The organism is Gillisella vitis (genome assembly GCF_001541345.2).
GTDB lineage: Bacteria > Pseudomonadota > Alphaproteobacteria > Rhizobiales > Rhizobiaceae > Allorhizobium > Allorhizobium vitis.
In genome coordinates this window covers 758302-770930 of sequence record NZ_LMVL02000002.1, presented here as the reverse complement: position 1 = coordinate 770930, position 12629 = coordinate 758302, and the positions used below count along the sequence as shown (strand labels likewise).

Genomic DNA, 12629 nt, shown 5'->3' with positions numbered 1-12629 from the left:
ATAAGCAATCGCCCATTATTCCGGCTGCTCGCAGACCGCCGATAATTTATTGCCATCGGGATCACGGACATAGCAGGCATAGAAATGCGCATGAAAGGGCCGCAGACCCGGCGCTCCTTCATCTGAACCGCCATTTGCCAATGCTGCCGCATAAAAAGCCTCTACATCCGACCGGCTAGCGGCTGCCAGCGCCACCATGGAACCATTGCCGAAGCTGGCGGCCCTGCCATCATAAGGACTGACGAGCCAAAGACGGCACCGCACATCTGAGGATGCACCGTATCCGATTTCGTCTTCTTCCGTTACCCGGCGGATGAAGCCAAGCGCGCCGAGGCAGGCATCATAAAACCGTCCGGATCGCTCCAAATCGTTGGAGCCAAGTGTGATATAGAGCAACATTGGCGTCCCCGCTCAATCCTGATCCTCGTCAGCCGTTGCATCCTCACGCGGATCATGCGGCATGGGACCATCGTCCTCCACTTCATGACCCAGCGCATTGCCGGACCGCCTGCCCTTGAAACCCTTGGCAAGCAGGAACATTTCAACCGATTCTTGACGTGATGACGCGGGCTTGATGTGGATGACCTGCTTGAAATTCTGCTTGAGCATATTGAGCAGATCTTTTTCCGTACCACCCTGAAAGGTTTTCGCCAGGAAATGCCCGCCCTCGGCCAGCACTTCCACGGCGAAATAGGCGGCCACTTCGCAGAGATGCATGGTGCGAATGTGGTCGGTCTTCTGGTGGCCGGTGGTGGGTGCCGCCATGTCGGAAATCACCACATCCGGCACGCCGCCCACCGCTTCCATCAACAGCGCGGGCGCCTGGGGGTCGAGAAAGTCGAGTTGCAGGATCTTCACGCCCGGCAATTGGGTCATTTCCAGAAAGTCGATGGCTGCAACCCGGATGTCACTATCGGTGGACCCGGTAACATTGGCAGCAATCTGCGACCAGCTGCCGGGTGCAGCACCCAGATCGATAATACGTCGGGCGCCTTTGAGAATATTGTGCTTCTCATCGATTTCCAGCAGCTTGAAAGCCGCGCGGGCGCGATAACCCTCCAGCTTGGCCCGCTGCACATAGGGATCGTTGATATGCCGCTCCAGCCAGCGCCGCGAAGACGCTTTCAGCTTGCCCTTCTTGACCTTCTGGCCCAGTTTTCGTCCGGTGCGATTGCCGCCAATAGGTGGTTTGGTCATGCTTGCTGCTCAACTCCTGACAGCGCCCTGTGCAAATCCGCACTTCGATCCGCTGTAACACTTTTATGTCTCAATATGACTTCCGGTCACAAATGCGGGACACGATCCCGGCTGCCCGGCGGGCGTCGCGTGCGATTGCGTCGCCAGACACCGTCATCGGCCATCATGTCGGTCAACAGCCCTTCTCTCAAGCCCCGATCCGCCACGCGCATGCGGCTGGAGGGCCAACGCCTGCGGATCGCTTCCAGAATGGCGCAACCGGCCAGAACCAGATCCGCCCGATCCGGGCCGATACAGGGATTGGCGGCGCGGCTCTGATAATCCCAGGACAGCAGCTTGGCCTGCATGGCTGAGACCTCGTCATCGCTCAACCATAACCCATCCACCCGGCGGCGATCATAGCGCGGCAGATCGAGATGCACGCCAGCCAGTGTCGTCACCGTGCCGGACGTGCCGATCAGGTGGAAATCGACGTCGGCCGCAGAATGACCAAGCGCCTCGACCGAGGGGCAATCGAATTGATCGAGCATGCCCGCCACTTCGGTAATCATCGCTTCGAACACCGTGGGCGAAACATCACGCCCGCCATGGCGCTCCGACAGCGTGACCACGCCAACCGGCAGTGAGGTCCAGTGGGTGATGTGATTGGCGAGACGGCTGGAGCGATTGTCGCCAATGCGGATCACCGCGATTTCCGAGGAACCGCCGCCGATATCAAACAGCACGACCGAACGGGTTTCGCGTCCCACCAGCGAGGAACAACCTGATACCGCCAGCCGCGCCTCCGTCTCGCGGTTGATGATTTCCAGCTCAAGCCCGGTCTCCGCCCGCACCCGCTCCAGAAATGCCTCACCGTTCTCCGCGGCCCGGCAGGCCTCTGTGGCGATCAACCGCTTGCCGCGCAGTTCCACACCATGCAGTTTGGAGGCGCAGACCTTCAAGGCCTCAATGGCGCGGTCCATGGCCTCCTGTGAGAGCCGCCCCGTCGCAGCCAGCCCCTCGCCCAGACGCACGATGCGCGAAAAGGCATCCACCACCCGGAATTGGCCAGGCCGGGTCGGCTGGGCAATCAACAACCGGCAATTATTGGTGCCGAGATCAAGCGCCGCGTAGAAATCGGCGGGATGGTCGTCGGAAGGTCCATGGCTGGAATGATGCCCTTTATGCTGTCCGTGATGTGGGTGATGGCTCTGTCCACCATGCGCATGTCCACTATGGGCATGCCCATGTCCACCATGGCCATGGCGGCTGCGGCCATGTGGAGCCTCGCCGGAGCCGGCAACTGACTTCTGGCTCTCCACGGCAGGCGGGCAATAGCTGGCAGAGGCGGGCTTGGCTTCCACACTGCGGCCAGGCTGCAAGGGACGCACCTGGGCGTTCTGCCGGCCCCGGTTCTTACGCCGCTTCCTGGTGGATTTTTTGGCCGCACCGCCGGTTTCGCCAGCAAGGGCATTTCCCTGGATAGGAGGTTCTTTGGTATGATGCCCCTGAGTATTGGATAAACCTGCCTCGCGAGACACATGCCCTGCAGAGCCCTGATCGCGGTGAGAGTGCTCTGCCTGCCGTTCAGCCGGGGCCGCTGCGCCTTGCGTTTCCACGCCCTGATGCGGTGCTGCATGGCACTGCCCCGGCAAGGTATTGCCACGGCCTTTCCTGCGACGCTTACGCTTTCGGCCCGGCGCCTGCTGGGCCGCCTGCTGATCTTGTTGTATGGGACGTCGATCCGGCTCGGCCAAAGCCGTCCGGTCTTGCGTCACGGGGCTGGCTGGCGGCCCGGATTTCCGGCCTTTCCGCTTACCCCTACCGCGTCTCGAAGGCTTGCCCTCGGTACGGTTTGACGTTGACGCCCCGTTTTCTGGCGGAAATCCGCCATTGCCAGGGTCTACCACTGATGTCTTCCATAGCGCCGCGCAAAGTCTGATCGGGAAAATCCAAGAGGAAAGTCCGTTTCAAATATGCCGCTGGCGATCCTTAGATTTTCGTTGGTAAAATTGTAGCAGGCCCGGCAAGCTTCTCCAAATGCTTTTTAAGCCCCTCCCTCTCCGGTCAGTGAAGACCGAAACCAACGCCACTCAAGGGGCGGAACCGCTACAAAGCCGATTTGTTTGAACAGGTTCACTTTTTTGCAAAAAGACAGTTGCAATCAACCAGCTTTTGTTTATAAGCCGCATCCATCAGACGGCAACGCCGCCCCTGCTGGGGAATAGTTCAACGGTAGAACGACGGACTCTGACTCCGTTAATCTTGGTTCGAATCCAGGTTCCCCAGCCAATTGTTTTTACAGCGTATTCCCTCGTTTTCTCTCAGAACATTTATGGTCAGTTGGAAACTCAGTTGGGAAACTTTGTTCTCCCTTCGAGCTTCCGAATAGCGTTTTCGCCAAGCTCTGGGTCTCTGTTCAGGTAATTGGAATCAAGGATTGAGCGAACGTCGCGCAGGCTGTGGCCGCTGATAGTCGCGATTTCAGCTTCTGTGCATCCGGCAAGCGCAAGGCGCGTGACGGCTGTTCCTCGTAGGTCGTTGAACGTTACACCGACGACGCCAGCCGCCGCGCAGGCTTTGCGCCATGAGGATGAAAAGCCGCCCGAAGTCCATGGCGTACCATCAAGCGTAAGAAGCACATGGCCCACCTTTTGCCGGATCGGGTCAAGCATTGCCTTAAGCGGCCCGCCGACAGGTATCACCACCCGCGCCCCGGTCTTTCCTTGCTTCAGTCGAATCCGCTCACCATCGTATTGCGGCCACGTCAGGGCCAATAGGTCGCCCTGCCTTTGCCCAGTCCAAAGAGCAAGTATTAGCGCCAAATGAAGGTGCGGCGGTGCAGATGCAAGGAAATTGGCTTCATCGTCACCCGTCCAAACAAATTCGGCCCGCGAACCCTGATAGAGCCGCCCACCCTTTTCACAGGGGTTCGCTTCGATGAGACCGCGACCAATCGCCCATGAGAGAATACGCGCCAGAACTTGCCAACCATAATCAGCTTGACGACGAGACGCCCTTGCCCGCTCATCCCGCCATGAGAGAAAGATTGACTTTGCACGTCTGTTCTTGAGGCCGGAAATTGGAAATGTACCGAACTCTTTTTCGATCACCTTGATCAGCTTCACATAGTCGGACTTTGTGCGCGGTGCCAAATCATCCCAATCGGAACTCACCTGGAATGCATTCAGTATCGATTGCAACGTTCCTGCTTGCGGCTCGACCTTGCGAGAAATGGCCGCATTATATGCGGCCATAAATTCGGGATCACCCGGCTTTCCGGGCAGTGGCGGGCCACCTTTCCAGGCGTAGAAGTATGTAACGGGCGTTCCGTCTGCCAGCTTCTTTTTGACCTTATTCAGCCCCTTAAGCTTTACGCGCACGATCCCGCTCCCATACGTCCAATTCAGTCTCAGCAGCTTGAACCGCTTGCGTTGAAATCAGAATGATCCTTCCGTTTTCAACCTCCACCCGGCCCACATTCAGGCCACCGGCTCTTGCCCCATCGATAGCGCGCTTAATATCAACCGTGCGCCAAGTTGCTTGAAGTTTCGCCATCATCTTTTACCCCTCTTTTTCTGGAGAAGGCGCAGGTTGACGCGGCTCATTTTGATCGGGCTGGTGCTGGAGCCAGCTTTGAATGTCGCGATCTGGCCCTTTGCGTGGTAACGGCGTACGGTGCGAGTGGAGCAGCCCAGCTCTGCGGCGATTTCCTTGATACCCAGGGTATCGTCATTTTCGTTTTTCATGGAAAGATCCAGTTCAATGAGATCAAACAGAAGAGTCGCCACTGGGGCGACTCTGCGAAACGAATTGTGGACTAGTTTTCCACCGGCTCACCTATGGCGAACTCGTAGTTCATCACGAGAGTTTCGACCGGAATCAACCGGTCTCGCACCGTGCGCAGCAAGACAGGCAGACTGAAAATAGCTTCATTTCGAAGCCTTCTCGTTTTTCTGCATTCGCTGTTAGGGTCATTGTTCACGACGAACTCGGATACGATCTCCGCCGCCGTAATCAATGCGTCCGTGTCGAGCCATGCGTCTACGCTTCGCCACGACGCCCGGATGATGTTGCAAGGCACGCATCTCAGGATCGTCGGCCGGGACGACGTAGGCATGAACGTGGTAGTGGGACTCGTCCTCGTGACGGACGACCGACTTCAGATCGTCTCCGTACTGTGAACGAAGCCAGGCGATCGTTCGCTTTTCCCACACCTCGACCTCGGCGCGTTTCGCCGGGTCCGCACGGACTTCATCCATGGTGTAGGGGTGGCTCGCGATGACCGTGTGCAGGGTCTTGTGGTCCTGCCGGAGCTTGCGGGGCGTACCTGCCTTGGGAACTGTCCTGGCCGCCTCGGCAGCGGCATCGTGCAGAGCTTCGACCTCGGGCACTCCGACGCCGTAAATGACGACCGGCGGCGCAGCATGCGCGACGTGGACGGAGGCTGCAGGATCGCGACGGGCCTCGGCGAAGATGAAGGACGTCGAGCGCCCCTTGTCGTCCCCCTTCCGGGAGAAGCTTTCGAGATGGACGAACTGATAGCCCATGCGTCCCTCACTTCACCACGACGATCCGGGCAACCGCCGTCGTCATGGCCCCCGTCGCGCTGTCCCAGACGAGAATCGAGAACTGGAAATCGCCGGCGACTTGGACGTGGCCGGAGAAGACGCCCGTCGCGCTGTTGAAGGACAGGCCAGCCGGGAGCGGCGTCGCCGTCGCGAGTGCATAGACGTACCGCCCGGAGCCACCGGCGACGTCCGGCATGACCAGCACGGATTCCCTCGTGCTCCAGGCGAACCGGTTGCCGCCGTATGTGACGGCGAACGGTGTCACGGGGGGTGTCGCAGGTGCCTCGCTGGCCGGAGCCGGGGCAGCAAGCAAGCCCGACGCCGACGACCGCCACACGACGGACGGCTCGGACGCTGATGCCGCACTCGACAGGAGAAGCGCGGCAAGGACGAGGGGAGCCCCACGCATCACTGCTCCCTCCACTCGAAATCGATGCCGAACGAGAAGGATGCTACAAGCCGAACACGTGCAAGGAAGGCCTCGTCGCTCATATGCTCGTGACCGCCGTTCTTCTCGGTCCTGTCTTGGGAGAACGTCGCGTACCGTTCCGGCCGCTCCCATACGACGGCGTACCACGAGGCCGGCAGCCGGATGACCTTGAGCCTCGCAGGAAACTCCGGGCCTTCGCTGGTTACGAGTATCTGACGTTCGTATTCTTGCATGATGATTCTCCGCCGGGGAAAGTCCCAGTTCAAAAATCGTGTGCGCCGGCGCAGAGAGGGACAAGTCCAACGGTAGTAACCGGCTACTGCTAACTGGCGTTAGCACCGGCCCTTCCGGGGGACACTGCCGTGGGCCTCTCCCGAGGGGCGCTCGCGCGGCGCCTGGCAGGGCCTCGTCGCCGTCCGGGAGGACGACGAGACATAACGTGAAATCACGTTATGTCGTGGTGACGACGGTTACCCGACGTCACGCCGCTGCGCGGCAACCGTGCTCCGAGGACCGGCCCGAAGCATGGGCGAGCGACGCCCGCCGTTCGAGCAGCCTGACGGCGCTCACGGCGAGGTCCGCCCGCATCTTCGCCCACCGCGCCGCGACGCCGGGCGCTTCGAACGGGATTTCGTCGTGTTCATCTCCGAATTTCACGATCCTCGCGCCGGGGAAGAGCTGGACGACCTCTCGAATCTCGTCGTCCAGCTCTTCAAGCGGCACTTCGGAATCGTCGGGCGGCGGTTCTTCCGATGCGTCTCGGACAGTTGAGCTACATGTGTGAACGATATAGCAGGCCGCTTCGGCGGCCTCGCATATCTCGTTCGACGACATGGAGGCATCAAGCGCCATCCTCGCCACGCGCAGCGCCTCCTCCGGTGGCGGAGCGAACGCGTCGTCCCACCACTGCCGCGCCTGCCGCTGCCACGCCTGGATATCCCCGCCGTCCTCTCCGAACGCCGCTGCCGGGTCATAGTTCTGGATCATGATCATCGGTTCTGCCAACGGCGAATGCCGCCACTGAGGCAGGCTCAGGCCGATGACGAGATTCGACGGCGGAACGGCGGCGCCCGTCCGCTCCCGCGCTTTTGGAACCTCATGGGCGTCCTCGGCGTCGTCGCCATGGCCATCCTCGTTCGCCTCGTCGTCTTCGATGAGGTTGCCGTCCTCGTCGGCGGCCTCTTCCTGGTTTCCACCGCGCCTGCCCTTCTTGACGCGCATGAGCTTGCCGTCTCCGCGTCCGTAATGGACTCGGGCGATCTTCTTCCGCTGCGTCTTGAGCTCCCGGAGCCAGCGCCGGAACTCACCCATCGGCTGGCAGATCTTCAGCCGCTGCGTCTGCCGATACAGCCAGACGAGTTCGTCGTCCGACGCCGCGAGCGTGTCCGCTGGTTTGCTACAATACTTGACGATCTCCTCGACATTTCCGAGACGCTCGTTGTCACGCCAATGCGCGCCCATGAACTGCTTCGTGTACCGGAGAAAGTCCAGCCACAACTTATCGATGTTGCGCTTCGGCCAGTACAACACGTTCGCATGCACGTGATACAACACTGTGTCCGCACCGTACCGCGCCGACAGGTCAGACTCTTGCCCCCGTTCGGCTGCGGCGGCGTCGCGCTCGCGGGCCGTCGAGCGAGTGAACTCAATGCCCCGGTACAGGACTTCGATGTCGTAGCACTTGCCGATCTCGTGTCCCCACTTCGATATCCGCCGCGACAGCTCTTGAACGGCGCCCCGGAGGTCTCCGAAGGCGGGGACCGGCTCGGCGCAGGTCATGACCGCGTAACGGAAATAACGCGAATTCGGGTGCTCGTGGATGAACAGCTTCAAGCCGTTCACCGTCGGCCTCCTGTCGCGGGCGGCGACGACTGGCAGGAATCGAACGGCGCGGAAGGTGCGTTGCGTTTCGACAATATTCGTGACGGCTGAAATCAGCGTCAGACCGCCAGGCCGGATCACGTCTTCACCCGCTCGCTGGAGGGCGTCGGCGAGCCGATCATTCTGCTGCATCAGCCTCGACGTCGCCATCGTGCGCCGTGCCCAGGAGTCGGCGGGCAGCATCCACCCCGTGTTCGCTTCCATGACATGGTTATGGGTCTTCACGACGGGACGCCGCGAGGCAGCAGCACGTTCGCCTATGCCCTGCGGGACTTCGTCAACATTTTTGGCTGGCTGGGTAAAGTTCGGCTCGACGTCGAAGGGGTCATATCCGACCCCCCGGCTCAAACGCCCGTGAAACGGGGCTTTACAATCTCGGTGCTTATGTTCAACATTCTTGAACAGTCTCCAAAAAAGCCGCCGAGGGTTCCAGCCCAGTGACAGCGGCTTTTTCCATGCTTGATCGGCGGCGTGATCCGGTCAAGCTCCAGCCCGAGGCAAGTATAAAGGCCCATTCTGAACTTCTCTGTGGAAGTTCTATCGCGGCAGTAGGCATTGGGCGCTCGCTAGTTCAGGGTCACAAGGCGGTTTGACGTCGGCGCGACAGTCTGATATCCGCAGCGTGTTCTCTAAATGTTCTCGATATAAGGAACTCCAAATGTCATCGCGATACACATCCTTGGAAGTCTGCGCCGGCGCAGGTGGGCAGGCCAGAGGGCTGGAACGCGCTGGCTTTGGTCACGCGGGCGTCGTGGAGATCGACGCCGACTGCTGCAAGACCCTTCGCTTGAATCGCCCGGAATGGACTGTCCACGAGGATGATCTCAACGTGTTCTCTGGCTCCGCCTACAAGGGTGTCGACGTCCTTGCCGGCGGGCTGCCATGCCCCCCATTTTCCGTAGCTGGCAAGCAACTCGGGAAGGACGACGAAAGGAATCTGTTCCCGGCGGCAATTCGCCTCGTGGACGAGATCCGTCCTCAGGCGATCATGATCGAGAACGTCCGTGGTTTCCTTGACGCCGTGTTCGAGGACTACAGGGGGTTCATCAAGGGCGAGCTTCACAAGCTCGGTTACGAAGCCCAGTGGCGTCTTCTCAACGCTTCTGATTACGGGGTGCCGCAGCTCCGGCCGAGGGTCGTCATCGTTGCCTTGCGTCACGCGATCAAGGATTCGTTCGATTGGCCGGCACCCAATCCACACAATGCCCCGACGGTCGGACAGACCTTAGTAGACCTAATGGCGGCAAATGGTTGGAGAGGTGCACGCAAGTGGGCAGAACATGCAGACGAGATCGCCCCTACTCTCGTCGGCGGCTCCAAGAAGCATGGCGGTCCTGATCTCGGTCCGACGAGGGCTAAGAAGGCTTGGGCATCGCTCGGCGTCGATGGCCGGACTATCGCCGACGCGGCGCCCGATAAGGACTACGTCGGGATGCCTCGGCTCACGGTCCGTATGGCGGCCAGGATTCAAGGATTCGATGACGCGTGGCAGTTTCACGGACGCAAGACCGCTGCCTACCGTCAAGTTGGAAACGCCTTCCCACCACCAGTCGCGCAGGCCGTCGCGGAGCAGATCGCGGTCTGCCTAGAGCGCCGTACCTCCGTCTCTGTGTCAGCGTTGTCCGCGTAGTCAGTCTGATTCAGCCTGATCACGTTGCTTCCGTGTCATCCTCTCGTGCTCCTTGATCATGAACTTGTGGTCCGCCGGCAGATCTTTCCATTCATCGAGCGTGTAGGCCGACGTCCATCGGCCCGCTTCGTTGCGCATCCTTGAAGCTCTTATCTTCAGGCCGATCGGCGGATACCGAAGCTCCCGGAGCCGCTTCTGCCAATCTTCTTGCCAGTCGTCGGCATTCGCGATGAACTCCAGCAGCCACGACGGCGTCGGCGATCCTAAATGAAGGCGGAGAGTTTCGGCGATACGTTCGTAGACACTCTCCTTCGCCATAATCGCCTTCATCACGTCGTCGTCGAACGTCGCGAAGAAGTCACGCTTGCCGCTGTTGCAGAGCTCACATAGAGCCCAGAGGTTGTCGATGTCATCGGTGCCGCCCCAGTTCCGAGGAATCCGGTGATCGACCTGGAGCTTGATTCCGTCATCGGCTACCGTGCGTCCGCACATCTGGCACCGGCCATGAGCTTTATGGAGAACGGCCGCCCGGACCTTCGACGTGATTCGTCCCGTTTCAGAAGCATTATCGGCCCGCGCGGCGCCGAGGACGTACACCGACTTGCCTCTTCGGGAGACTAGCGGGACTTCGTAGTAATACCGAAGGTCGCGGACACGCTTGTCGAGATGCTGCTGGATACCAATATTGGGTATTGCATCCCGTATTTCATGGATGGTGAGTCCTTCGGGATGTTCCCTCAGGACCCCCAGAATCTGTTCGTGGATGGCCGTGAGGCCCGGTATCTTGGCCATGCCTGCTCCCGCTGTTCGGGAACATGGTTAGCGAAATGAAGTGAGTCGCGATAGATCCGATATGGCAGACAAGATTTCGCGAGACGCCCGGAGTGCCAACATGGCCAAGATCCGGAGCACGAATACGAAGCCGGAGATAGCAGTGCGGCGCATGTTGCACGCGGCCGGCTACAGGTTCCGGGTTCACCGGAAGGATCTGCCGGGCAAGCCAGACATTGTGTTTCCGTCACGAATGGCCATCGTCCAGGTCCATGGCTGCTTCTGGCATCGCCACCCCGACCCCGACTGCAAAGACGCCGCGATGCCGAAGTCGCGGCTGGAGTACTGGGTGCCCAAGCTTGCCCGGAACGTTGAACGGGATACTGAAAGCACCGAGGCCCTGGAGGCACTCGGATGGCGAGTTATGGTTGTGTGGGATTGTGAGACACGGCGGCCGGCCGAGGTGCTTGAACGGCTTCAAGAGTTCCTGGGTCCTAGCGGGCCGGCAACTTCCGAACACCCGCCGACAACTTAGTCGGGCAGTGCCTTTCGGTTCCAAGGATAACTGTGTGGAACGAACGCTCCCCGGACGAAAGTTGTAAGAGCATTGTCCGTCTCGATAGCGCAGCGGGTCACCTGAACTTTATAAGTGTCCCTGAGAACATTCATATGGATGTTCCCAGCGTCAGACCCACGATGCGCAACATCGCCCCGTGCTTCGACGAAATTGTTGATTGCAGCCGGACCAAGCGTCCAACAGTTCGACAGGTCTGCAATTCCGACAATTGAATGGAAGCCCTGATCAATGTTGTGCTTCTTAGGAGTATTCAGAGCGACGACCCATTCACGCGCAATTTCCAGGTAGATAGTCTTCCAGCCATCCCCCGCCATGGCCAGAGGTTTCAGGTTATGCTTCGAAGATCGTACATAGTCCGAAATCGTTCTCTGGACGGGAGCTGGAAGATTGTCAGGCGACGGGCTTCTTTCAATGCATCGTTCGACAGTCTCTATAAGTACTTCCTCGATATACAGTTCCCATGCCGCACACAGCAACAATACCCCTCCTCTGGTGAGATGGCCCAGTCCCATGTTGCCTGGTCCACCGTTCTGAATTGACGCATGGGTGGCGATGATCCGGTCGACGTCTTTCATCATGGGACCCTCGAACTTACGAAACGCTGCTGACGGCATTTTCCCTCTCTGTTTCTCACCGCCGACTGCCCAATACGGCTTCAGCGACCTTCGCAATTCCAAGTTACACGGCTTGGATTATTAAACTCCTTCCGCGTCACGAATGACGATCGTTCGGACCGCCCACCTAATTGTTGACAACCCCACAAACCACCCCCACATTGTTGACGTGACATTGAGCAACAGATTGAAAGTAAACATGTTTTAGGGACGGTCGTCCGGCTCCAGGTTCCCCAGCCAATTCTCCCTAAAAGCCCTTAATTCCTTGATTTTCCAGTCGCGCCAGATATCGTTTTGGCATCATTGGCGACCTGATGCCCAGAACTGTAGCCCACAGGTGATGCCCACGCGCGACAAGCGCTGCGACATCGCCGGTGGCAGGCAAGGGCAACTATCCCATGGCGGTCCGCCACGACGTCGAAAACCTTATTCGCCGCGGCAACATCTTTTACTGGCGCGCACGTGTTCCCGCTTCTTTCGCGCGGTGCCAACCGGGCAGCCGGCTTTCACTGAGCCTTCACTGTTCCGATCATAAAAAGGCTGAAGTCATCGGCAGAAAGCTCAACACGCTGATGGCCGAACTGAAGATGAAATCGAAGGAACCGATGTCGAAGGCGCAGCTCCAAAAGCTTTGCGAACATGAACGGGACGTGATGCTCTTGCATCTCGAAGACGTCTCGATCGTCGCCAGACGCTATGGCCGCCCGGCTGACGTCGAGGAACTGGAACTCGATCTGGAGAATGGCTGGGCATACAAGCTGCTCGCCATGTTTGGCATCCGCCACAAACTGACGTTGGAGCAAGGCTGCAGCGGATACAGATACCTGCTCGAAAACGGTGTCCCTGCCTCACATGTCTTCGCCGTCAGATCGAACTATCTCGAACTGCTTCATGAGGCCAACACCCGTGGCTTCCAGGATGGAATTCGAATGCTGATGCATCAGTTCGATATCAGCCCAAATGCCCTCAACCACGAAAA

The 12629-nt window shown here is 59.3% G+C and carries 15 protein-coding genes and 1 tRNA gene; 3 read left to right on the top strand and 13 right to left on the bottom strand.

All coding sequences use genetic code 11. The features are described 5' to 3' along the window. Positions 1-15: 15 nt before the first annotated feature. The 3 genes from ASB66_RS08465 to ASB66_RS08455 all read right to left on the bottom strand — a co-directional run bounded on the left by ASB66_RS08465 (position 16) and on the right by ASB66_RS08455 (position 3086). Positions 16-399 (bottom strand): VOC family protein, encoded by a 384-nt coding sequence (locus ASB66_RS08465; protein ID WP_060719179.1) that lies wholly within the window; start codon positions 397-399, stop codon positions 16-18. Positions 400-411: 12 nt separating this feature from the next. Then, positions 412-1197: an RlmE family RNA methyltransferase gene (locus ASB66_RS08460; protein WP_015915050.1), complete on the bottom strand. Its 786-nt coding sequence runs from the start codon at positions 1195-1197 to the stop codon at positions 412-414. A gap of 86 nt (positions 1198-1283) precedes the next feature. Then, complete coding sequence (locus ASB66_RS08455) at positions 1284-3086, bottom strand: Ppx/GppA phosphatase family protein (protein ID WP_060719180.1); 1803 nt, start codon at positions 3084-3086, stop codon at positions 1284-1286. Between the two features lie 308 nt (positions 3087-3394). On the opposite strand from ASB66_RS08455, the gene ASB66_RS08450 reads away from it, so the two are divergent. Beyond that, a tRNA-Gln gene (locus tag ASB66_RS08450) sits at positions 3395-3468 on the top strand. A gap of 59 nt (positions 3469-3527) precedes the next feature. On the opposite strand, the gene ASB66_RS08445 is transcribed toward ASB66_RS08450, so the two are convergent. The 7 genes from ASB66_RS08445 to ASB66_RS08420 all read right to left on the bottom strand — a co-directional run bounded on the left by ASB66_RS08445 (position 3528) and on the right by ASB66_RS08420 (position 8283). Next, positions 3528-4559, bottom strand: a complete 1032-nt coding sequence (locus ASB66_RS08445) for a site-specific integrase (RefSeq protein ID WP_060719181.1) — start codon at positions 4557-4559, stop codon at positions 3528-3530. Continuing rightward, positions 4543-4737, bottom strand: a complete 195-nt coding sequence (locus ASB66_RS08440) for a hypothetical protein (protein ID WP_060719182.1) — start codon at positions 4735-4737, stop codon at positions 4543-4545. Before ASB66_RS08440 ends, ASB66_RS08445 begins: the two co-directional genes overlap by 17 nt. Then, complete coding sequence (locus ASB66_RS08435; protein WP_060719183.1) at positions 4734-4967, bottom strand: MerR family transcriptional regulator; 234 nt, start codon at positions 4965-4967, stop codon at positions 4734-4736. Before ASB66_RS08435 ends, ASB66_RS08440 begins: the two co-directional genes overlap by 4 nt. A 183-nt stretch (positions 4968-5150) precedes the next feature. Continuing rightward, positions 5151-5726 carry a plasmid recombination protein gene (locus ASB66_RS08430; protein ID WP_060719184.1) on the bottom strand — a complete coding sequence of 192 codons (576 nt, stop codon included), beginning with the start codon at positions 5724-5726 and terminating at the stop codon, positions 5151-5153. A gap of 7 nt (positions 5727-5733) precedes the next feature. Beyond that, positions 5734-6012, bottom strand: coding sequence for an Ig domain-containing protein (locus tag ASB66_RS26445; RefSeq protein ID WP_197433266.1), 279 nt, complete (start codon positions 6010-6012; stop codon positions 5734-5736). A 143-nt stretch (positions 6013-6155) separates the two neighbouring features. Next, entirely contained in the window at positions 6156-6410 is a 255-nt protein-coding gene (locus tag ASB66_RS26440; protein WP_060719186.1) for a hypothetical protein, read from the bottom strand. Between the two features lie 247 nt (positions 6411-6657). Next, positions 6658-8283: a protein rep gene (locus tag ASB66_RS08420; RefSeq protein WP_234823922.1), complete on the bottom strand. Its 1626-nt coding sequence runs from the start codon at positions 8281-8283 to the stop codon at positions 6658-6660. Between the two features lie 433 nt (positions 8284-8716). Between ASB66_RS08420 and ASB66_RS08410 the strand changes: the two genes are divergently transcribed. Continuing rightward, positions 8717-9688 (top strand): DNA cytosine methyltransferase, encoded by a 972-nt coding sequence (locus ASB66_RS08410; protein WP_060719188.1) that lies wholly within the window; start codon positions 8717-8719, stop codon positions 9686-9688. Here ASB66_RS08410 and ASB66_RS08405 read toward each other — a convergent pair whose 3' ends face one another. Further along, positions 9689-10480, bottom strand: a complete 792-nt coding sequence (locus ASB66_RS08405) for an HNH endonuclease (RefSeq protein WP_060719189.1) — start codon at positions 10478-10480, stop codon at positions 9689-9691. A 61-nt stretch (positions 10481-10541) separates the two neighbouring features. Here ASB66_RS08405 and ASB66_RS08400 point away from each other — a divergent pair, with 61 nt between their 5' ends. Beyond that, positions 10542-10994, top strand: coding sequence for a very short patch repair endonuclease (locus ASB66_RS08400; protein ID WP_060719190.1), 453 nt, complete (start codon positions 10542-10544; stop codon positions 10992-10994). Here ASB66_RS08400 and ASB66_RS08395 read toward each other — a convergent pair. Further along, positions 10991-11614, bottom strand: coding sequence for a HEPN domain-containing protein (locus tag ASB66_RS08395; protein WP_197433265.1), 624 nt, complete (start codon positions 11612-11614; stop codon positions 10991-10993). The genes ASB66_RS08400 and ASB66_RS08395 overlap by 4 nt on opposite strands. A 542-nt stretch (positions 11615-12156) precedes the next feature. Then, positions 12157-12435 carry a hypothetical protein gene (locus ASB66_RS26435; protein ID WP_171430974.1) on the bottom strand — a complete coding sequence of 93 codons (279 nt, stop codon included), beginning with the start codon at positions 12433-12435 and terminating at the stop codon, positions 12157-12159. Positions 12436-12629: the final 194 nt, after the last annotated feature.